This is a genomic window from Desulfurispirillum alkaliphilum (assembly GCF_055378285.1).
On the sequence record NZ_AP042405.1, the window covers coordinates 2,424,104 to 2,443,709 of the forward strand.

Genomic DNA, 19,606 nt, shown 5'->3' on the forward strand with positions numbered 1-19,606 from the left:
ACCTGGAGTGTGGAGCAGCTATGATCCGCATACCCCTCTCCCGCTATCCCCATCTCCCCATCTATAAGTGGAGCGCCTACACGTTGCTGGTGCTCGTCTTCATGATCGGTGTCTACCATCGCTTCGCACCAGCCACCCTGGGAAGCCCCATCAGCCGCGATCTGGCGCTGAGTACTGGCATGCTGGGCGCGTTGGCGTCCATGCACTTCTGGGCCTACACCATCGCCCAGGTTCCCGCCGGCCACCTGGTGGATCGCCATGGCCTGCGCGCATCAGCTATCGCGGGTTGTGTACTCATGGCAACTGGTGGTCTGATGCTGGCCACCGCAACGCAACCCTGGCAGGCATTCTGCGGCCCGGTCCTGGTGGCTCTGGGCATGTCCCTGATCTTTGTGAGCCTGATGAAATACAACCTGGCGTGGTTTCCACCGCGCCACTTCAGCCTGGTCACCGGAATCACCATCCTGCTGGCCTCCCTGGGCAGTGTGCTGGCCGAGAGCCCTACGGCTTACGCGCTGCGCTTTCTGGACTGGCGTCAGATTCTCGGCGGCCTGAGCGCCTTCTGCCTGCTGACGGCCCTGGCGCTCCTGCTGATCTGCCACGAGTCACCCCGGGCACTGCGCCGGGCTGGTGCGAACCTCCACACCGTCACCTCGCCCAGATCCGGTGTGCGCTGGAGCGACTTCTCCCACATTCTGCGCAATCGTCGTGTGTTGACACTGTTTCTGGTCATCAGTGCCACCAGTGGCCCCTTTTACGCCTTCCTCGGGCTGTGGGCCATCCCCCTGTTCACCGACAGCTTTGGCCTTTCGGTCATAGAAGCCAGCCACTACGCCACCGTGGCTCTGCTGGTCTACTCTCTGGGAGCACCGTTTCTGGGTCTGCTTTCCGATCGTTCCGGGGTCAGGCGGCCATTTATTATCGTCAGTACCCTCTGTGGAACCCTGGGTTGGGCCGGACTCACCCTGGCACCCTGGACTCCTGGATGGTGGCCAATGCTGATGTTCCTGCTGCTGGCTCTCTCCGGTGCTTCACTGGCGGTCATTTTCACCGCCACCCGCGAGTCAGTCAGTCGATCACGCATGGGCACCGCCACTGCTTTTGTCAATGCCGGAGCCTTTCTCTTCACGGCAATCCTGCAGTACCTGATGGGGGTGACCCTTGGGTTCTTCCACAATGACACATCCACTCCAGGGCTGCAGGAATACCAGCTGGTTCTCATGCTGCCCATGGTGTGCAGTGCCATTGGCCTGGCAGCAGCCTGGAGTTTTCCGAAGTCACATGATGAGGAAATACGGGACAGCGCACGAGGGTGAGGAAAGCAGCAGTCGGCTCCCTTATCAGGCGAGCAGCGGCTGACAAAGCGGGCAGAAATGGGTCGAGCGCTGGATCAGGATGATGCGCTCAATGGTGGTTCCACAGGCGCAACAGGGCGTGCCCGTGCGCCGAAAGACCTTCAGTTCGTCTTCATTACGGCCTGGGCGGCCAGCCACGGAATAGAAGTTGCCCTTGCTGGTACCCAGGGAAGTCCCCATATTCCGCAGGCCCCGCTGAAGCACCATGATGATGGCGCCATGGAGGGAAGCCACCTGCTCCGCGGCCACCAGGCGACAGGGGTTTGCCGGGTGTAGGCGGGCTTCAAACAGCGCTTCATCGGCGTAGATATTGCCAATGCCTGCGACCTTGGTCTGATCCAGCAGAAAGCTCTTCAGCATGGTGTTTCGCCCTGCCAGCAGTCTGCCCAGCACTTCGGGAGTAAATTCCGGTGACAGCGGCTCCACACCGAGGTGGGACAGTGCCCCCACGGTGTCGGGCACCAGTGAAAATCGTCCGAATTTGCGCGTATCGTGAAAACGCAGTTCCTGACCGCTCCCAAGGCAAAGAATGACGTGTTCATGTATATCGCGGGGTTTCACGGGATCACACAGGTCAAACTTGCCCGTCATGCGCAGATGCACCAGCAGACCCCAGCCACTGCTCAGTTCCATGACAAGGTACTTGGCTCGCCGTCGTATAGCAGTAAGGGTCTGCCCGGTAAGCTGATGCCTGAAATCGGCGGGAGTGTGGCTGGCAATGGAGCGAGGCCAGGTAACCTGGACATCGGAGATGGTCTGTCCCACAAGGGCACGATGGCACAGGTCATCCACCAGGGTCTGTACCTCAGGAAGTTCCGGCATGGTTTCCCCTGGTGCTGGCAATATGGTTTTTCAGTGCTTCAATACTCTCAAACTCCTTGATGGCACTCACGGCTTCCTGGAAAAACAAGTGTGGCGGCTGATCCGCGGCAAAGAGTCGGAAGAAATCCGATAGCTCTTCACGGCTCCAGCGGGCTACCACAGACGCTGCCACCAGTCCATAAAACTTCAGCTGCTGAATCTGCAGCCCCGTCTGCACGACCTCGATACTCAGTTTTTCTTTTGAGGCAAGCTGCACGACCGCTTCGCGGCCATCCTGATACTTCAGTATGGTACCCATATGATTTCCTGACATTGAGAGTTTTTCCCCGATCATAACTCTGTTATAGTATGGGAAAAAGTTTGGAAAATCCAGCTGGGAAACACCACCAAAAGACCACAGGAGATACTGCCATGGGACATATACTGTTGCCAGTGAAAGAATCAGAACAGCGCATCACAGCATTTCAGAACGCTCTGCAGCAGCACCACCTGGATGGAGCCATCGTGGTGGGAACCACCAATATGTACTACCTGAGCGGCACCATGCAGTCCGGCGCGCTCTATGTTCCAGCCGCTGGACCAGCCATTCTCATGGTTCGCCGCTCCCTGGAACGAGCACAGATCGAGTCTCCCATGCAAAACATCGTCCCCTTCTCCTCCTACCGCGCCTTCCATGACATTCTGCAGCAGTTTGGCCTGCCGACCCCTGCGACCATCGGGGTTGAGTACTCCATGCCCATGGACGCCTTTGGCCGCATGGAAAAATACGTCAAGGGCACCTTCAAGGACATACAGGGACTGCTGGCCAAATGCCGCTCGCGCAAAACCGCCTATGAAATAGATCTGCTCTTTGAAGCGGGGCGGCGCCATGTGGAAAACTTCTCCCGCATCCCTTCGCTCTTTCGCGGCAATATGACCGAGCTCGAGCTGGGAGCTGCCATTGAGTACCAGATGCTCCTGCTGGGCCACCACGGCATGTCCAATATTCAGACCTGGGGCAACCGCCTGCATATCGGTTATGTGAGCGCTGGCGACAGCGGGTACTATCCCCACATGTTTGACGGGCCAGGCGGCTGCAAAGGCATCTGTCCAGCTGTACCGGAGCTTGGCAGCCAGCGTCCCATCAACAAGGATGAGCCCGTGCTCATCGACCTGGCATTCGGCTACCAGGGATATCATGTGGACATGACCCGCATCTTCTGTAGAGGGAAGTTACCTCAGGAGGCCCTGGACGCGCAGAAACGCTGTATTGAAGTTCAGCAGTGGGTGGTTGAAAAGCTCAAGCCCGGCAATGTGCCAAGCCAGATCTATCAGGACATCATGGAACGCCTGAAGGCGCTGAACTGGGATGAGCATTTCATGGGATATGGCGACCGTGCCGTGAAGTTTCTGGGCCACGGAGTCGGCCTGGCCGTGGACGAATATCCTGCCATTGCCAAAGGGTTCGATGAGCCACTGGAAGCTGGCATGACCCTGGCCGTTGAGCCCAAGAAAGTCATCCCCGGACTTGGCGTCGTTGGTATTGAAAACACCTGGCTGATCATGGAAAATGGAGACGCGCGCAAGATGACCGAGATGGACGACGAAATCCAGGTACTGCCCACCTGAACAGGCAGTACTTATGAAACCCAAGGAATAACCATGGAATGCAAAGCAGAAAGTATTGACTTTATCTTCCCCGAAGATCTCAACCATCACGGTACGCTCTTTGGCGGAAAAATCACGAAACAGATGGCCAAGACCGCCGCCATAGTGGCAACCCGTTACGCCCACAGCAAAATACTGCTCGTTTCCATTAACAATTTCACCTTCCTGGCCCCTGTCAATCTGGGCGACACCTTCCGTATTGAAGCGCGGGTCATCGGCACCGGACGCACCAGCATCGAGATCCGTGCCGAAGGATTTACCCAGAATCCCCTGGAAGGCGAAGAGATACGCGCCTGCTTCGCCTATTTCACCTTTGTGAAACTGGCTGAGGACAACACCCCTCTGCCGGTGGACCCCTTCAGAAGTGAAAACGACTATACCCGCGAGATGGAGATGGTCAGAACCATCAAGGAAATGAGTCGGAACCTGCGTGATATTGTGCAGTAGCATGGAGTGCGGGTGCAGTTTCGCAATCCTTCAGCACCCTTGACCTGGACATGAAGCGTTGAACAATTGTCGTTTGCCTCAAGTAAATGACTTCAATCTGCCATGCTTGACTCATTCAGCATTCAGACTATGCATACATTGTCCTTTTGTAACCATTCACGGTCACCCAGCGCTTTTTCAGCAGGAGCGCCAGTGTTCCGAAAGCGAGCCCGGATGGCGAGCGGCAGAGACTCGAACCACGGACGAAAAGGAGCTTCTCTGGGAGGAATGCTGGCGCGAGTGCCATTACACCGTGAAGAGTTACGTAAAGCCTGCTCCCCGCAAGGCGCCCGTCTCAGCGGGAAGCGCGGCGCAGCACATCCTCTATCACAGCCTGGGTATACGCCTTCAGCCCCCATTTCTGGGCCAGCATCACGGCGTTTTCGGCGATGGCGGGTATTTCGTCAATGGGTATACCGCCTTCGTGCAGGCTGGCGGGGATATCCATGGAGCGAAGCCAGCGTTCAAGTTCGGCGATGGCAGCCTGGGCACCCTGCAGGTCATCCTGGTGACTGATTCCGAAAATACGCTGCCCGAACTGATTCACTTTGGCGGGAGAACTGTCGCTGTGGTATTTGAGCCAACCGGGCAGGATCATGGCCAGTCCGGCACCATGGGAAACATCATACAGGGCACTGAGTGAGTGCTCGATCATGTGCATGGGGAATCCGGCAGGCCCGATGCCACAGGGAGCCAGTCCGTTGAAGGCAAGGGTCGCCCCCCACATGATGTTGGCGCGGGCATCATAGTGATCGGGCTGCTCACGTATAATGGCGGCGCATTCCATGAGGGTTCTGATGATTCCTTCGGCGTAACGATCCTGCAGGGGCGTCCAGGGATCGCTGCCGTTGAAGTAGCCTTCCAGCAGGTGCACCATGGCATCCACGACACCGTAGAGGGAGTGGTTGACCGGCGCACTGAAGCTGTTGACGGGGTCCAGAATGGACACCTTGGGAGAGAGGGGTTCGCCACCCAGGTTGAACTTCTGTCTGGTCTGTTCGTTGGTGATGACGCCCCCGCTGTTCATCTCCGACGCTGCGGCGGGCAAGGTCAGGACAACGGTAATGGGCGCGGCGTCAAGCACATTGGCCTTGCCGGTGAAAAAGTCCCAGACGTCACCTTCGTAACGGACTCCCGCCGCCACGGCCTTGGCCGTGTCGATAACGCTGCCACCGCCTACGGCGACGATGGCGTCGAGATTTTCACGCCGGAAGATGTCAATGGCCTGGCGCACAAAACCCAGGAGGGGATTGGGCTGCACGCCGGAACACTCCACCCAGGATATTCCCGCTGCGCTCAGGCTGCTGGTGACCTTTGCCAGGATGCCATGCTTCACGACGCTTCCCTGACCGGTGAGCAGCAGCACCCGCCTGCCGTAGGGCAGTGTCACCTTGCCGATGGACGCGGTCTTGTCACGACCAAATACGATGCGGGTGGGGTTATGGAAGACAAAGTTCTGCACAAGTTTCTCCTTTCGTATTCATTCAGGATTTTCGAATGCAAGAAAGGCTCTTTCCTCTCGCCAAGCCGCAGAGAACGCAGAGAAGACTGGTGGTCAAATTAATTTCCTTGTATTTCCTTGGCGTGCTCCGCGTCTTGAGTGAGCGCAGCGAACGGGCGAGAGATATCGCCTTTTCTTTTACCAGCCTTTCCCTAAAGGCTTTGTGTGTGACGTTCTATAACGTTTCTTGCCGTATACCGTGAAGAGTTATCACCTTTCTACTCGCCGCTCAGGAGTGCCTGGTAACGTTCTTCTATTTCCGCTACGCTGGTGTGCTCCTCTCCGTAGAGGCGCAGCATTTCGTGGGAGAAGATCACGGCGTCACGGACCGCTTCCAGCATGTCGCCATGACTCCCTTTGCGGTGTGCTTCCACGATGCTCATGCCATCGAGGAAATCCAGGGGACCCTGGGGGAAGTCGTCGAGAAAGCCGGCAGGAGCGCTGACGATGTGTTCGGCGTCGAGAAAACGCAGGTCTTCCTCGTCGTCAAACTCACGGTCGCCGTCAAACTCAATATGGTCGTTCAAAGCCTCTTCTATCATGTCCATGGCTTCTTCCAGGTCGTTCCCCTCGACGCACTCCACAATAAGCTGCCGCTCCTGTTCGTCAACACCAAGAATGGCAAAACCTTCCAGGCCGTCATAGCTGATGGGCAGGTAGAAGGCATGGGGCGAAGTGGCTTCGAGGGTTGCCAGATAGCGGCGTACTTCATCCATGTTGTTGATGAGGTAATCGGCGGCGTAATAGGTTTCCGGCGAGCCTTCCTTTTGACTGACTTCTTCCATGAGGTCGAGAATCGCGCCTTCGTTACGACTGAGGAAGTCGGAAAGGGGCTGTGGGGTCATGATGCCCTCTTCGCGACAGATTTTCAGCTCCTCCTCATAGCTGGCCAGCAGACCCGAACGCAGCGATGGCATGTGCAGGGGAGAGGCCGGCTGAGAAAGAGAGAGGGGAACCAGCCTGCCATCCACTTCCATGAAGCGGGCCATGAATATGGCTTTCAGGGGATACCGGTCCAGGTGCGAGGCCTCAATGGTTCGCTCTTCATCCAGGAAGATGTCGTGGATATGCGCCACGCTCTGCTCTCTTTGCCGCAGCTGATAGACTGACGGGTAACTTTTCAGTGCCTGCTCGACATAGGCGCGCTTGAGGGGATGAATGCGCTTGTTTGAACGCAGAAAGCTTTCGGCGATGGTTTCATCCTGGGCTGTCGGCAGAAAATCAAAGAAGAGATGGCACATAAAGGCATCGGTCATGAGTTCCTGAAACATCTCTTCGCCCAGGATATTGGCCAGTTCGTCTTCATCCACATCATCGCGATCGATGCTGTAATAGTCGTAAATGGCTTCAACCATGGTCAACGCGTGCTTGCCAGCGGTATAACGCGCCAGCTCCTCCAGCAGCTGACCGGTCCAGAAGAGAGGATCATGTCCGTTGCCAAAATCTTCAATTGTGGAGGATGAGGTAAAATCCGGTTTAATAATCTTTTTGTTTTTTTTCTTGTCCATGGAAATGCCTTTCTTTCGTGCAAAACGGTTTATAATCATAAAAGGTGTGACAAAGGCACATGAGCGCTGCTCTGTGGAAGCTGACACTCTTCAGAAAACCAGGCTCAGCATCCCCAGCCCCATCATCAGACCAAAACCCACAAAGACATACCCACTGAGACGATACAGGTGGAAGATATTCACCGTCACCATGTCTTTAAAGGTTACCACCACATATGTGGAGAGGATGGCAGCAAAGGCAAAACCCATGATAAGTGGCACCGGAGTACTGTAGTGGAGCGCCAGTCCGGCCATAACCCCCTGGGTTTTGTCGCCGAACTCTGTCACAAAACATGCCAGCGCGCAAGTGTATACGGGATTGGAAAACTCCCGCACGCTCTTGCGGATAACATTGCCCGGCGGTCGCGAATAGAGCATGTACAGGCCAAGCAGCGCAAAAAAGACAAAACACAGCCCTGAAGTGTAGATCGCTGACAGGGGCGCACCCACATAGGATGCCAGGATAATCACGGGGACGTTGGCCAGCAGCACCCCGATTATGGCTCCGGCAAAGACATGGGGTGGAGCATAGATCGTGAGCAGAAAGAGAATCATGATCTGCGATTTGTCATACATTTCCGCTGGAAACGCCAGGGTAAATGCCATTATAAAGGCTTCGTGATAGGAACCCACCTGGTACTCCCTTGCTCGGAGGCTGCTGCACCACGCAGCGGTTACAGAGGAAACAGCTTCTGAAATTCCACGTCATCACGCTGTGCAACCGCAACCTGCTGTGATAGTATCACCATACACTTCCCGATTAAAGGACAGATTACCCCATGGAATGGATACAACGACTGATCATAGCGCTTCCCGTGCTCCTCATTGCCATTACCTTCCACGAGCTGGCCCACGGCTACGTGGCCTATCGGCTCGGTGATCCCACGGCCAAGAATCAGGGGCGGCTTACCCTCAACCCGATCAAACACCTGGACGCACTGGGCACACTGACCCTCATAGTGACGCAGATTATCGGCTGGGCCAAACCGGTGCCCGTTGACTACCGCTACTTCGCCAACCCGAAACGGGACATGATGTGGGTGGCCCTGGCCGGGCCGGCTGCCAATTTTACCCTGGCGTGCGTCTTCGCCGTGATCTTCCACGCCATGAAAGACATGCAGGTCAGCGCCGATGCCATGGTCTATGTGTACCCCATCTTTCTCATGGTGCAGATGGGGGTGATCATCAACCTGGCCCTGGGGATCTTTAACCTCATCCCCATCCCCCCACTGGACGGCGGCCGCATTCTCGTATCACTGCTGCCAGACCGACAGGCCTATCAGGTCGCCCGTATTGAACCTTACGGTTTTTTCATAATCCTGGCCCTGCTGTTTTTCGGTGGAACCCAGAAAGTTATCTGGCCCTTGATTCAAACTTTCCGCTTACTCCTGGGGGTGTAATATGAAACCATCAGCCGTTGCCCTGCTTTCCGGGGGCATGGACTCAACCTGTGCCCTGCTGAAATACCTGCACGATGGAGGTGTTGTCCGGCACGCGTTGACCATGGCCTACGGACAGCTGGCGCAAGAGAAGGAAATTGCCGCTGCTGCGGCCATCTGTGATCACTTGGGTATACCCCATGAAACCGTCGAACTGCCCTTTCTGGCCCGTTTGAGCAACTCAAGCCTCAATCGCGGCACCATCCCCGAAAATATTGACATCAATGACACCAGACAATCGGAGCAGAGCGCCCGCAGCGTCTGGGTTCCCAACCGCAACGGCCTGTTCATCAATATTGCCGCGGTCTTTGCCGAGAGCATGGGCTGTCAGCACATTATCACGGGGTTCAATGTCGAAGAGGCGCAAACCTTCCCTGACAACTCACGGGACTTCCTGATGGCCGCCAACGGTGCTTTGCACTTCTCTACCCTGGATACCCTGTTTGTGGTCAGTGGCACCATCGACATGGACAAAAAGGAGATTGCCGGCTACCTCATGCGTAACGCTTTCCCCATGGAGCTTATCTGGAGCTGTTACAAGGGTGAAGAGGTTCCCTGCGGCACCTGTGAAAGCTGCCTGCGCATGAAACGGGCCATAGAAGAGGCACAATGACCTATTCAGCACGAGTTATCACATTAAGCGACAAAGGGTATACAGGGCAGCGCACTGACACCAGTGGCCCGGCTCTGGTCAGCAGGCTGCGGGAGCTGGGATTCGCCGTCGAGCCGGAGCCGGTGATTCTGCCGGACACCAGCGATATGATAGAAGAAGCTCTCCGCAAAGCTGTCAAAGAAAATATTGCCCTTGTCCTGACCACCGGCGGAACCGGCGTGTCTCCCCGTGACGTCACCCCTGAAGCAACGCGCATGGTGGTGGAAAAGGAAATCCCCGGCATGGCCGAAGCCATGCGCGCCGCCAGCATGCTCAAGACTCCCCACGCCATGATCTCCCGGGCCGTGGTGGGCATCTGCAAGGCCAGCCTGATTGTGAACCTGCCCGGATCGGAAAAGGGAGCGAGGGAAAATCTGGCTGCCATAGAACCAGCCCTGTTCCACACCATAAAAAAAATTCACGGTGATCCCAGCGACTGTGCTTCTGCACCCTGAAAGAACACATTTCCCAGAAACAGGAGGGTATATGCTGACACATAAGCTCTATGTAGCCGGCCAGTGGATGGATACCGGCACAACCATTGACGTTTGCAACCCCTACGATGGCAGTGTCATCGCAAAAGTCTGTCAGGCGACTTCCGAGGTAACCGAACGCGCCCTGTCATCGGCCAGTGCGGCTCGCAGCACCATGGCGCAACTGACTGCCAGACAACGGGGCGAGATCCTTGATCGTCTGAGCCACGCTATTGCCAGGGATAAAGAGGAGATCGCCCGCACTATTGCCCTCGAAGCTGGCAAAGGCATCAGCTTTGCCCGTGGGGAAGTGGATCGCAGTGTAGAAACCTTTCAGTTCGCCGCCGATGAAGCCCGCCGTCTGTGTGGCGAACTGATTCCCTTTGATGCAGCCGCGACCGGTTCCGGTCGCTTCGGCTACTTCCGTCGCTACCCCGTGGGGGCCATTGGCGCCATAACGCCCTTTAACTTTCCACTCAACCTCGTCGCCCATAAAGTCGGCCCCGCCATCGCGGCTGGCTGCCCCGTTGTCCTCAAACCCGCTTCCACTACACCACTGACATCTATCAAACTGGTAGAGCTCCTGCTTGAAGTCGGACTGCCGGCAGAAGGCATCAACCTGCTGGTTGGTTCAGGATCCACTGTCGGCAACGCCATGGTCACCTCCGAGAAACTGGATATGATCACATTTACTGGTTCCCCGGGAGTAGGACTTGGAATCAAGGCTGCTTCAGGTATAAAAAAAGTGACACTGGAGCTTGGCTCCAACTCAGCAGTGGTCATCCACCAGGACGCTGACATCCAGAAAGCGCTCCCCCGCTGTGTCATCGGAGGCTTCGCCAATTCGGGCCAGGTATGCATCAGTATTCAGCGCATCTACGTACACCGCTCACGCTACGAGGAATTCCGCACGGCTTTTGTGGAGGCAGTGAAACAGGCGGTAACCGGTGACCCCATGCAGGAGCAGACCCTTGTCGGCCCCATGATTGAGGAAAGGGAAGCGGAGCGCATCGAAAAATGGGTGCAGGAAGCACTCACACAAGGGGCGACGATACTCTGCGGTGGCAAACGGCGCGGCACACTGATGGAACCCACGGTGCTGGAGAACACCACAGAAAAGATGACCGTGGTGTGGGAGGAGGCATTTGCCCCGGTCGTCTGCCTGATGGCCTACGACAACATCGAGGAAGCGGTGGCACGGGTGAATGACTCCCAGTTCGGCCTGCAGGCGGGCATCTTTACCACAGACATCAAGACGGCTTTCTACGCCGTTGATCACATGCATGTCGGCGGTGTCATGGTCAATGACATGCCAACGTTCCGCGTTGACAACATGCCCTATGGCGGCGTGAAGCTCAGCGGAACCGGCCGCGAGGGAGCCCGTTTCAGTGTGGAGGAAATGACCGAACTGAAGACGGTGATGTTTAATCTGAACTGAACGTGGTTTTCCGAATTTCATGAGATGGAAGGCGATACATGACGAAATTTATCAAGTGGTTCCTGATCCTGCTGGTTATCATCTTTGTGACCAGCGCGGTCATCAGCTCCATGGACCGTCAGAAGAAGTTGAAAGAGCCCCATATCGGACTGGTTACCCTTGAGGGCATTCTCTATGACATAGATTTTGTGTCCGGCGCCCTGGACGATTTCGCCCGCAATCCCATGATCACCGGCGTCCTGGTGCGGGTCAATTCACCTGGCGGCGTGGTCACGCCCTCACAGGAGCTGTACTCTCTTATTCGCCACTATCCCAAACCCGTGTGGGCATTCCATGACGGCCTGGCCGCCAGTGGCGCGCTCTTCGCCACCATAGGTGCAGATCGCATCGGCACCCAGAGCACCACCATAACCGGCAGCATAGGGGTTATCATCCGCTCCATCAATGCCCGGGAGCTCTACGAGAAAATCGGCATTGAAGAGATCACGGTCAAAACCGGCCCCTTCAAGAACATCCTCAGCACCAACCAGCCCCTTGGCGACGACGAACGCAGGATCCTCGAAGAGTTGATCGGTGACAGCTACGATGAGTTCGTGAACGCTATTGCCAGCTCGCGGGATATGGACAAACAACTGCTCATTGACATTGCCGACGGACGTATCTTCAGTGGCCTGCGAGCTGTTGAGTATGGCCTGGCTGATGAGATTTCATCCTATCACGAGTTTCGCAACAAATTCGCCCAGGAGCTGCAGGTACACCCGGACAACTATTTCGTCTATCAGCGCAGCCGAGGAGAGCGTTTGAGAGAGCTGCTCTCGACCGTTCAGGCAACCTTTGACACCTCCGTTTCCATGATGTATCTGCTGGATTGACATGGAAGCCCGGTACTGGAGCCCTATGAACGATCAACAGCTGCGCTGCGATCTTTGTCCTCACAGGTGCGTGATCGCCCCAGGCAACAGCGGCATATGCAGGATACGTCACAATCGGGGCGGGCGCATGGAAGCACTCTCCTATGGAAGGGTTATCAGCACGCATATTGACCCCATTGAAAAAAAGCCCCTGGCCCGTTTTTTCCCGGGCCAGGGCACCCTGAGCATCAGCTGTGGTGGCTGTAACATGCGCTGCCAACACTGCCAGAACTTCCCCATTTCCTGTGAATTCTCCCCCGACCTGTACGAGCAGATCCCTGTGCTCAGCTTTGCCCATATTCTGGCTCAGCTGAAGAAATCCGGCACCTCCATACTCAGCTTTACCTATGCCGAACCCTCCATAGCCTATGAGTTCACCATCGACTGCGCCCGTGCCGTCCGTGAAGCGGGAATGCATACCGCTTTGATCACTAATGGCTACCTCAGCGACGCGCCTTGGCAGGAACTGACGCCCTGGATCAGCGCCATGAATATCGACCTCAAAGGTGATGAAGGGATATACCGAACCATCTGCAAGGCGCCAGGGGGTTATGGACAGGTGCTGCGCAATATTGCCACCGCCTTTGAGGCGGGAGTACATATAGAGCTGACAACCCTGCTGATTCCCTCTATCACTGATACTGTCATGGATCAGCTCATAGAAGACGTCTGCGCCATCTCTACCACGATCCCCTGGCATATCAGTGCCTATTTCCCCCGCTACCAATCCCATGAGCCAGCTACCACCCGCGAGCAGGTACTTCGTGTTGCGGATAAAATCCGGGAAAAAAAATGTAACTTTGTCTATACTGGCAATATATAATTCAAGCATCTCAGAGTACGTCAGGTACTTTAATTTCGCAGAAACACAAGAGTGGGAATCCTCAAGAACACTTTCTCTCTAGTCGAGATTCAATGAGCCGGGAGCCTTATGAAAGGAAGCCTGTGAAACATACCTTCCGCTGGATTCTGAAAGAACCTTTTATGGCAGCCGCTGCGCTTGTTCTCCTGTTTGGCGTGCTGTCAAGCTGGTTTACCATTGAAACCCGTCACCAGCATATACTTCAGGGGCTTCAGCGTGACGCCCGACTGATCGCCCAGGCTCTGAACCAGCAGCACATCGCAGACTTTGACGGCTCCATCAGGGACAGACAGCAGCCCGCCTACCGGCGTCTGCAGGAGCAACTCGCAGCTTTGGTTCCTCTCTATCCCAGTATTGAAATTATCTCTCTCCTGAAGCACGATCATAACGGCACTCTTGTCACTCTGCTTGAGACAGGTGTCGATTTCACAGAAGGCGATCCTGTCCCGGCACAAACGTCTCCGGGTGTGGCTGAAGCCATGCAGACCGGTGCTGAATATCTCATTGGGCCGCTGAAGACGGAGCGCGGCAGACAGATACACGTTCTTATCCCAGTTACCCACGCAAACACTGGCCAGCTGCTGGCGGTTCTCAAAGCCGAAGCGGACGCAGTAAAAATCCGTTATCACTCCCGCGGCGCTGCTCTCATCCCTCTGGTAACCTGTGCTTTGCTCATGGGAACTCTTCTGTGCGGACGATTCATTCAGCACTTTCAACAGCGGGAAAATCTGCATCGTGTGCGCCACACGCAGGTCTGGATCGTCGCCCTGTGCGGCCTTACCCTGACACTTTGTGGTACATGGATGAGCTATACCTTCGAACAGCAGCGTATCCAGCGAACCTTTGAGCAGATGGCCGACACCGAGTCCCTGGGACTCTCCATAACCCTCAACATCCTGCGTGACATCAGCCTGGCGGGACTCTCCAGCTTTATGGCAGGGAAACCCGATCTGTCCATGGAGGATTTCCAGGAGTACACCAGTCATCTTCTGCATATACCCGCTATAGACGCACTTTCCTGGAGCCCTCTTGTTCCGCGCAACGACCGTGAAGCCTTTGAAGCAAACGCGAGACGCGAAATCACCCCTTCTTTCCGGATATGGGAGCGTAACGACTCAGGGAGAATTATTCCCGCGCAGGATCGAGATCTCTACTATCCACTGCTCTACCGGGCTCCTTTGGCTGGCAATGAGCATGTTCTTGGCTTTGATATCGCGTCGGAACCCTTGCGCCGCATTGCCATGGAAACAACCCTGAATGATGGAATACCATCCGCCTCGGATCCCCTGGTTCTTCAGAAAGGCGAATACCGTGAATATGGGCTCCTGTTGTACCTGCCAATATTCCAACAGAACACAGAAGTTCTCAGGGGTTTTATCACCTCCGTTCTCCCACTGGAATCACTGTTGGCAAGCACCACAGGCGGAACATGGAACCCGCAGACTCCATTGATGCATCTGGATATCTGGCAGCTGCGCACCGGCCACCCCCCCCTTTTGCTGACCTCCACAGATCAGGCGCTTGCGCACCACGACCGCACACCAGACTTTTCCGTTAACCGCCCCCTGCTGGTTTTCGGCAAAGCTTTTATGGTATCGGCAGAGCCTGGCACCAGCTTCCATGCCATGCACCCCAATAACATGATAACACTGACCCTTCTCTCAGGACTGCTGATAACGTCTGCCCTGACTCTGCTGGTCGCCACGTTTATCAACAGGCACACTGAACTTGAACATCTGGTTCAGGAACGCACCCAGGCTCTGCACTCCAGTAATGAGTACCTTTACGCAACCCTGCGAAGTATTGGCGATGGGGTTATCAGCACCGACGCGTCGGGCAACGTCACCGGCCTCAACCTGGTGGCTCAGGCACTGACAGGCTGGCATGAGGAACAGGCGATCGGACATCCCATCACAGAAATTTTTCACATTGTCCACGCCACAACCCGACAGACGGCTTTCAATCCGGTAGAACGCTCACTCCGTGAGGGAGTCATTGTTGGCCTTGCCAACCACACTGTGCTTATTTCCCGCGATGGAACAGAATACCAGATCGCTGACAGCTGCGCCCCCATTCGCGACAAAGCGGGTACCGTCAGTGGAGCGGTGCTGGTCTTCCGTGATGTCACTGAGGAGTACCTGGCCAGGCAGAAGCTTCAGGAGAGTGAAGAAACCTATCGGGCCCTGGTAAGCGGACTGCCGGATATTGTCTTGCGTTTCGACCACGAAGGCCGCCACGTATTCGCCTCCGACAATATCGCCCTGACAGGCGCCCACGAACCAGCTAGCCTCCTGGGAAAAACCCATATGGACCTTGGCTTGCCGCGCGCATGGCATGAAGCCGTCATGCAGGTCTTCGCCAGTGGCCAGGCAAATGAACTGGAGTATTCCTATGACGGAGCATTGGGATACCGCCAGTATAACTGGCGGCTGGTGCCGGAGTTTAACGCCGATGGCACTGTCAGCTCCGTGCTGACCATCAGCCGGGACATCACCGAACACCGGCGAGCTGAGCAGCACTACCGCATGCTCTTTCAGCGCATGCTCGACGGGTTTGCCCTGCATGAAATGCTGTGCAACGAACAGGGAACCGCTATAGATTACCGCTTTCTGACGGTAAACCCTGCTTTTGAACAGCTGACCGGGCTCAAAGGCATGGATGTCGTCGGCAGAACCATCCGCGAAATTATGCCCGAAATAGAGGATATATGGATTCAGTGTTATGCCGGGGTGGCCCTGTCAGGGGAAGAGAAGGTGTTTGACCAGTACTCCGTCGAGCTTGGCCGGCACTTCCATGTGCGGGCATTCAATACCGGCAAAGGGCAGTTCGCGACCCTCTTCACCGATATCACCGAGCGCAAACGCCACGAAGAAGAGCTGCACGAGCAAATCAGACAGGGTATCGAACAGGTGCGCCAGCAAGATCTTATCATCTATGAGCAGCGTCGCAAGGAAGCCCTGCTGCAATTGCTGGTCAACCTGGCTCACCAGTGGCGCCAGCCTCTGAATGTCATCGGACTGCTGGCTCAGCAGATTGAAGATGAACTTGAACTGGATCACCAGCAACGACTCTTTGTAAAAAAATGGGTCAATGGCATCATGGGACAGCTTGAAGACCTCTCCACTATCATTGACCGCTTCACCGGCCTTCACGATGCCAAGGATATACCTGCATCCTACGCCTTGAGGGATCTGTGCGAAGAAGCAAAAGAGCTGCTGCTCGGCCACCTGCGTGGGCGAGGTATCGAGGTCTGCTGTACCATTGATCCTGGCCTGACCCTGCGCGCATGTCGTTCCGACTGGGTGGAGATTTTCCTGAAGCTGCTGGAAAATGTCGCAAACATCGTTGATGAGCGTCATCTGGAAGGAGCCCAGATCATGATCGCCGCCGAAAGCCAGGGTGCCGAAACCATCATTACAATTGAAGATAACGCAGGTGGAATCCGCGCGGAGATACTGCCCAGGGTGTTTGATCCGTATGTCACCACCGCTTTCATGAGTCGCGATAAAGGGCTCGGCCTCTATCTGGTGCAACGCATTATCGTCGACCGCTATCAAGGCTCAGTTATGGCAGAGAACACGGAGTTCGGAGCGCGCTTTATCCTGAGGGTTAAAGACATGCTGTAACAGCGGGAACTGCCAGACACAAGAAAAGCCGTAATCTTTCGCGGAAGTGCTGAAAACACAGACTCAATGGAAGTATCGAAAAACCTTTTTTCCTGAGCCGCTTTTGCACTCCAGCCTGGTGTCAGAGTGAGCGTCGATAATCTGCTGTTTCGGAGGTGCGAAACTTGCGTTTTGAGTATTTCAGCAAGCTGTGAGATAGTGCATACGAATCATTTTCATGTATACAATGGAGGAACCTTTGGACTTTGCCAGTAAAATCCGCGATGTTGTCGACTTTCCGAAACCAGGAATTGTTTTCAAGGACATCACCCCACTGCTCCAGGACCCCCGTGCTTTCCAGACCGCCGTGGACGTCATCGCTGACCGCCATGTGGGCAGCAAGCTTGATGCCATAGTAGCGGTGGAATCACGGGGCTTCATTATCGGCAGTGCCCTGGCCTATAAGCTCGGTTGCTCTCTGGTCGTCGTTCGCAAAGCGGGAAAACTGCCAGCGAAGACCATTTCTACCAGGTACGCCCTGGAGTACGGCGAAGATGAGCTGCACATTCATGAAGATGCCCTGCAACCAGGCCAGAAAGTACTCATCGCCGACGACCTGCTGGCTACCGGCGGCACCGTCAGAGCTACGGGCCAGCTGATTCGCCAGCTTGGCGCAACCCCTGTGGAAGCGGTTTTCCTGGTAGAACTCAATGGGCTTGGCGGCAGAGAGCTGGTCAACGATATTCCCTGTTTCTCTCTCATGAGCTTTGATGTTGAGGAATAATCTGCAGGAACCTTCATAGTGGTTGCCAACGGATGATATTTCCTATACTATCCCCACGCCTTTGAGACTGAGCCACCCCTGTGGCTCCCGCCCTCGGGCAGTAGCAGTACGCCTTATTATTCACGCGCCACCATGCCTTTTGCGGTTTCCCCAAGTGTCAAGTGTGTGTTTGTCGCAAGGATAATAGCGTTCCATGAAACACACACAGTAAAGGACAATCAATGACCGCATCTTCACCAGTGGATTCCTTTGAATCCCTTGGACTCTCAGCACAAACACTCCAGGCCCTGCGCGAAAAGGGATTTGAAAAACCAACAAGCATTCAGAAGGCCTGCATCCCCCTGGTGCTCCATCAGCATGTGGACGTGGTGGGCCAGGCACAGACCGGCACCGGAAAAACTGCCGCCTTTGGTCTGCCCATCATCGAAACGGTCAAACCGGAACGCCGCCAGATCCAGGCCCTCATCCTGACCCCCACCCGGGAACTGGCCCTGCAGGTCGCCGACGAGATCACCTCTCTGTGCGGTTCCATGAAGCTTGATATTGCAACCCTCTATGGCGGACAGTCCATTGGCCTGCAGATTCAGAAACTGCGCCGGGGCGTTCACATTGCCGTGGGCACCCCCGGCCGTATCCAGGATCTGATCGACCGGGGCAACCTTGACCTGAGCCACCTGGAGTATGTGGTGCTGGACGAAGCTGATGAAATGCTCAACATGGGCTTCATCGAAGATATCGAAAATATCCTGCAGCACACCCCCGCCGAAAAGCGCATGCTGCTCTTCTCCGCCACCATGCCCCGCCCTATACTCAATCTTGCCAAACGCTACATGTCCACCTATGAACATGTGGTAGCCGAGCAAACCCAGAAGACCACTTCACTGACCGACCAGATCTATTACGAAGTTCGTGAAGCCGATAAATTTGAAGCCCTGTGCCGGGTCATCGACATCACCCCCGATTTCTACGGTGTGGTGTTCTGCCGGACCAAGGTGGATGCCGATGAGATCACACGCAGGCTGCAGCATCGAAAATATGTCACCGAAGCCCTCCACGGTGATGTCTCCCAAAATCAGCGGGAAAAGATCCTGGATGCCTTCCGCCGCAAGCGTCTCAACATTCTGGTGGCCACGGATGTGGCGGCTCGTGGCATTGATGTGCAGAACCTCACCCACGTCATCAACTTCTCACTGCCCCAGAGCCCCGAAAGCTACGTCCACCGCGTCGGCCGCACAGGCCGTGCCGGCAAGGAAGGTACCGCCATCACCTTTATCAGTCCGGCGGAGTTCCGTAAACTGGCCTTTATTCAGAAGATTACCCAGACGACCATCCGCCGCCAGGAACTGCCCGATGTGAATACGGTTATCAAGCTGAAAAAAGAGAGCATCGCCGGAGCGCTCGAGAGTCTCATCGAAAGCGGCGAATACCGGCAGCACGGCGACTTTGCCCAGGACATCCTGCAGAAGCATTCCGCCCAGAATATCGTGGCGGCGCTGATTCAACACGTTTATCGCGATGAGCTTGATCCGGCCTCCTACCGGGAAATCCAGCGCGTCGTCTTCGAGAAGGATAAATTGAAGCCCAAAGCACCTTTTGTGAAAGGCCGAAAATCCAGCGGACCAAAAAAACCATTCAAACCTGCCAACAAGCGTGTCAAACACACGGGTTCCGCGCCGCGCAAGAAATAAGTGCCGTCCCCTGCTCTCAAAAAAAAATCCGAAGCACCACCTGGTGCTTCGGATTTTTGCTTTGCGGAAACCTCACTCCTGGCCAGATTCAGCATCGTCCTTCTTGAGATTCTGATGCAGGGCAGCCTTGGCCAGAAAGTGCGCGCTGATGGGCGCGGTGATAAAGAGAAAGAGCGTTATCAGCACTTCATGCAGGCTGATGCCGCTTTGCTGGAAACTGAAGTAGATGGCAGATGCCACGGCGATGCCGCCAACGCCGAGGGTCGTGGCCTTTGTGGGACCATGCAGGCGGGTAAAGAAATCCCGCAGTCGATAGAGACCGATGGAGCCAGCCAAGGCGAAAAATGCCCCCACCAGAATGAAGAATGAAACGATGAATTCCACGATAATCATGGC

At 55.6% G+C, this 19,606-nt stretch carries 18 protein-coding genes; 12 read left to right on the forward strand and 6 right to left on the reverse strand.

Annotated features, from left to right (window positions below; translation table 11 throughout):
- Positions 1-20 precede the first annotated feature (20 nt).
- Positions 21-1,316: an MFS transporter gene (locus tag ACZ46I_RS10895; protein ID WP_464280795.1), complete on the forward strand. Its 1,296-nt coding sequence runs from the start codon at positions 21-23 to the stop codon at positions 1,314-1,316.
- Positions 1,317-1,340: 24 nt separating this feature from the next.
- Here ACZ46I_RS10895 and mutM read toward each other — a convergent pair whose 3' ends face one another.
- Together mutM and ACZ46I_RS10905 are read right to left on the reverse strand one after the other, a co-directional pair.
- Positions 1,341-2,177, reverse strand: coding sequence for a bifunctional DNA-formamidopyrimidine glycosylase/DNA-(apurinic or apyrimidinic site) lyase (gene mutM, locus ACZ46I_RS10900; RefSeq protein ID WP_013505824.1), 837 nt, complete (start codon positions 2,175-2,177; stop codon positions 1,341-1,343).
- A complete protein-coding gene (locus ACZ46I_RS10905) occupies positions 2,161-2,475 on the reverse strand; it encodes a hypothetical protein (RefSeq protein ID WP_464280796.1) in 315 nt (104 codons plus the stop codon). Before ACZ46I_RS10905 ends, mutM begins: the two co-directional genes overlap by 17 nt.
- A 113-nt stretch (positions 2,476-2,588) precedes the next feature.
- On the opposite strand from ACZ46I_RS10905, the gene ACZ46I_RS10910 reads away from it, so the two are divergent.
- Both ACZ46I_RS10910 and ACZ46I_RS10915 read left to right on the forward strand, forming a co-directional pair.
- Positions 2,589-3,785: a M24 family metallopeptidase gene (locus ACZ46I_RS10910; protein ID WP_226508986.1), complete on the forward strand. Its 1,197-nt coding sequence runs from the start codon at positions 2,589-2,591 to the stop codon at positions 3,783-3,785.
- Positions 3,786-3,818: 33 nt separating this feature from the next.
- Positions 3,819-4,271, forward strand: coding sequence for an acyl-CoA thioesterase (locus ACZ46I_RS10915; RefSeq protein WP_464280797.1), 453 nt, complete (start codon positions 3,819-3,821; stop codon positions 4,269-4,271).
- Between the two features lie 334 nt (positions 4,272-4,605).
- Here ACZ46I_RS10915 and ACZ46I_RS10920 read toward each other — a convergent pair whose 3' ends face one another.
- From ACZ46I_RS10920 to ACZ46I_RS10930, 3 genes are all read right to left on the reverse strand, one after another.
- On the reverse strand, positions 4,606-5,772 hold the full coding sequence (locus ACZ46I_RS10920; protein ID WP_464280798.1) for an iron-containing alcohol dehydrogenase: 1,167 nt from the start codon (positions 5,770-5,772) through the stop codon (positions 4,606-4,608).
- Positions 5,773-6,029: 257 nt separating this feature from the next.
- On the reverse strand, positions 6,030-7,319 hold the full coding sequence (locus tag ACZ46I_RS10925) for a hypothetical protein (protein WP_464280799.1): 1,290 nt from the start codon (positions 7,317-7,319) through the stop codon (positions 6,030-6,032).
- A 90-nt stretch (positions 7,320-7,409) separates the two neighbouring features.
- Positions 7,410-7,991, reverse strand: a complete 582-nt coding sequence (locus tag ACZ46I_RS10930) for a TMEM165/GDT1 family protein (RefSeq protein WP_464280800.1) — start codon at positions 7,989-7,991, stop codon at positions 7,410-7,412.
- Between the two features lie 146 nt (positions 7,992-8,137).
- Here ACZ46I_RS10930 and ACZ46I_RS10935 point away from each other — a divergent pair, with 146 nt between their 5' ends.
- The 9 genes from ACZ46I_RS10935 (at position 8,138) to ACZ46I_RS10975 (ending at position 19,210) form a co-directional block, all read left to right on the forward strand.
- A complete protein-coding gene (locus tag ACZ46I_RS10935; RefSeq protein WP_464280801.1) occupies positions 8,138-8,758 on the forward strand; it encodes a site-2 protease family protein in 621 nt (206 codons plus the stop codon).
- A 1-nt stretch (position 8,759) separates the two neighbouring features.
- On the forward strand, positions 8,760-9,410 hold the full coding sequence (queC, locus tag ACZ46I_RS10940) for a 7-cyano-7-deazaguanine synthase QueC (protein WP_013505816.1): 651 nt from the start codon (positions 8,760-8,762) through the stop codon (positions 9,408-9,410).
- Positions 9,407-9,904 carry a MogA/MoaB family molybdenum cofactor biosynthesis protein gene (locus tag ACZ46I_RS10945; RefSeq protein WP_464280802.1) on the forward strand — a complete coding sequence of 166 codons (498 nt, stop codon included), beginning with the start codon at positions 9,407-9,409 and terminating at the stop codon, positions 9,902-9,904. Before queC ends, ACZ46I_RS10945 begins: the two co-directional genes overlap by 4 nt.
- Before the next feature lie 31 nt (positions 9,905-9,935).
- A complete protein-coding gene (locus ACZ46I_RS10950; protein WP_464280803.1) occupies positions 9,936-11,360 on the forward strand; it encodes an aldehyde dehydrogenase family protein in 1,425 nt (474 codons plus the stop codon).
- Between the two features lie 38 nt (positions 11,361-11,398).
- Positions 11,399-12,232 (forward strand): signal peptide peptidase SppA, encoded by an 834-nt coding sequence (gene sppA / locus ACZ46I_RS10955; protein ID WP_226508980.1) that lies wholly within the window; start codon positions 11,399-11,401, stop codon positions 12,230-12,232.
- Between the two features lie 127 nt (positions 12,233-12,359).
- Positions 12,360-13,094, forward strand: coding sequence for a radical SAM protein (locus ACZ46I_RS10960; protein WP_049871100.1), 735 nt, complete (start codon positions 12,360-12,362; stop codon positions 13,092-13,094).
- Positions 13,095-13,216: 122 nt separating this feature from the next.
- Positions 13,217-16,759 carry a CHASE domain-containing protein gene (locus tag ACZ46I_RS10965; RefSeq protein WP_464280804.1) on the forward strand — a complete coding sequence of 1,181 codons (3,543 nt, stop codon included), beginning with the start codon at positions 13,217-13,219 and terminating at the stop codon, positions 16,757-16,759.
- A gap of 238 nt (positions 16,760-16,997) precedes the next feature.
- Positions 16,998-17,522 carry an adenine phosphoribosyltransferase gene (locus ACZ46I_RS10970; RefSeq protein ID WP_013505810.1) on the forward strand — a complete coding sequence of 175 codons (525 nt, stop codon included), beginning with the start codon at positions 16,998-17,000 and terminating at the stop codon, positions 17,520-17,522.
- Between the two features lie 221 nt (positions 17,523-17,743).
- Positions 17,744-19,210 (forward strand): DEAD/DEAH box helicase, encoded by a 1,467-nt coding sequence (locus ACZ46I_RS10975; protein WP_464280805.1) that lies wholly within the window; start codon positions 17,744-17,746, stop codon positions 19,208-19,210.
- Between the two features lie 72 nt (positions 19,211-19,282).
- Here the strand turns inward: ACZ46I_RS10975 and ACZ46I_RS10980 are convergent, their stop codons facing one another.
- The gene (locus tag ACZ46I_RS10980; protein WP_013505808.1) at positions 19,283-19,603 is read right to left on the reverse strand and encodes a Na+/H+ antiporter subunit G; all 321 of its coding nucleotides are present in this window, start codon (positions 19,601-19,603) and stop codon (positions 19,283-19,285) included.
- Positions 19,604-19,606 lie beyond the last annotated feature (3 nt).